Annotated in this window: 1 rRNA gene; it reads right to left on the bottom strand. The window is 50.3% G+C overall.

The features are described 5' to 3' along the window. Window positions 1-1,323 (bottom strand): 23S ribosomal RNA (locus L1267_RS23580); the annotation flags it as partial.

Raw genomic sequence — 1,323 nt, 5'->3', positions numbered from 1 at the left:
GCGCCTTAGTATTCTCTACCTGACCACCTGTGTCGGTTTGGGGTACGATTCGGTATAATCTGAAGCTTAGAGGCTTTTCCTGGAAGTATGGCATCAACAACTTCACCACCTTAGTGGCTCGTCTCGTGTCTCAGTCTTAGCAACCCGGATTTTCCTAAGTCACCAACCTACTCACTTTCACATGGACAACCAACGCCATGCTTGTTTAGCCTGCTCCGTCCCCCCATCGCAATTATACCAAGTACGGGAATATTAACCCGTTTCCCATCGACTACGCCTTTCGGCCTCGCCTTAGGGGTCGACTTACCCTACCCTGATTAACATGGGATAGGAACCCTTGGTCTTCCGGCGTGCGGGTTTTTCACCCGCATTATCGTTACTCATGTCAGCATTCGCACTTCTGATACCTCCAGCAACCCTCCCGGGTCACCTTCAACGGCTTACAGAACGCTCCCCTACCACTCAAACATAGTTTGAATCCGCAGCTTCGGTGCATAGTTTAGCCCCGTTACATCTTCCGCGCAGACCGACTCGACCAGTGAGCTATTACGCTTTCTTTAAAGGGTGGCTGCTTCTAAGCCAACCTCCTGGCTGTCTGGGCCTTTCCACATCGTTTCCCACTTAACTATGACTTTGGGACCTTAGCTGGCGGTCTGGGTTGTTTCCCTCTTCACGACGGACGTTAGCACCCGCCGTGTGTCTCCCGGATAGTACTTTACGGTATTCGGAGTTTGCAAAGGGTTGGTAAGTCGGGATGACCCCCTAGCCTTAACAGTGCTCTACCCCCGTAAGTATTCGTCCGAGGCTCTACCTAAATAGATTTCGGGGAGAACCAGCTATCTCCCGGTTTGATTAGCCTTTCACTCCTAGCCACAGGTCATCCCCTAACTTTTCAACGTTAGTGGGTTCGGTCCTCCAGTTGATGTTACTCAACCTTCAACCTGCCCATGGCTAGATCACCGGGTTTCGGGTCTATACCTTGCAACTATACGCCCAGTTAAGACTCGGTTTCCCTACGGCTACCCTAATCGGTTAACCTCGCTACAAAATATAAGTCGCTGACCCATTATACAAAAGGTACGCAGTCACCCAACAAGTGGGCTCCTACTGCTTGTACGTACACGGTTTCAGGTTCTATTTCACTCCCCTCACAGGGGTTCTTTTCGCCTTTCCCTCACGGTACTGGTTCACTATCGGTCAGTTGGGAGTATTTAGCCTTAGATGATGGTCCACCTATATTCAGTCAAAGTTTCACGTGCTCCGACCTACTCGATTTCACTTAAGATGCATTTTCGTGTACGGGACTATCACCCTGTATCGTCA

It is taken from the genome of Pseudoalteromonas sp. OFAV1 (assembly GCF_021532595.1).
Taxonomy (GTDB): domain Bacteria; phylum Pseudomonadota; class Gammaproteobacteria; order Enterobacterales; family Alteromonadaceae; genus Pseudoalteromonas; species Pseudoalteromonas lipolytica_C.
The sequence above is the reverse complement of the archived record's forward strand: the minus strand, read 5'-3'. Positions and strand labels throughout refer to the sequence as shown.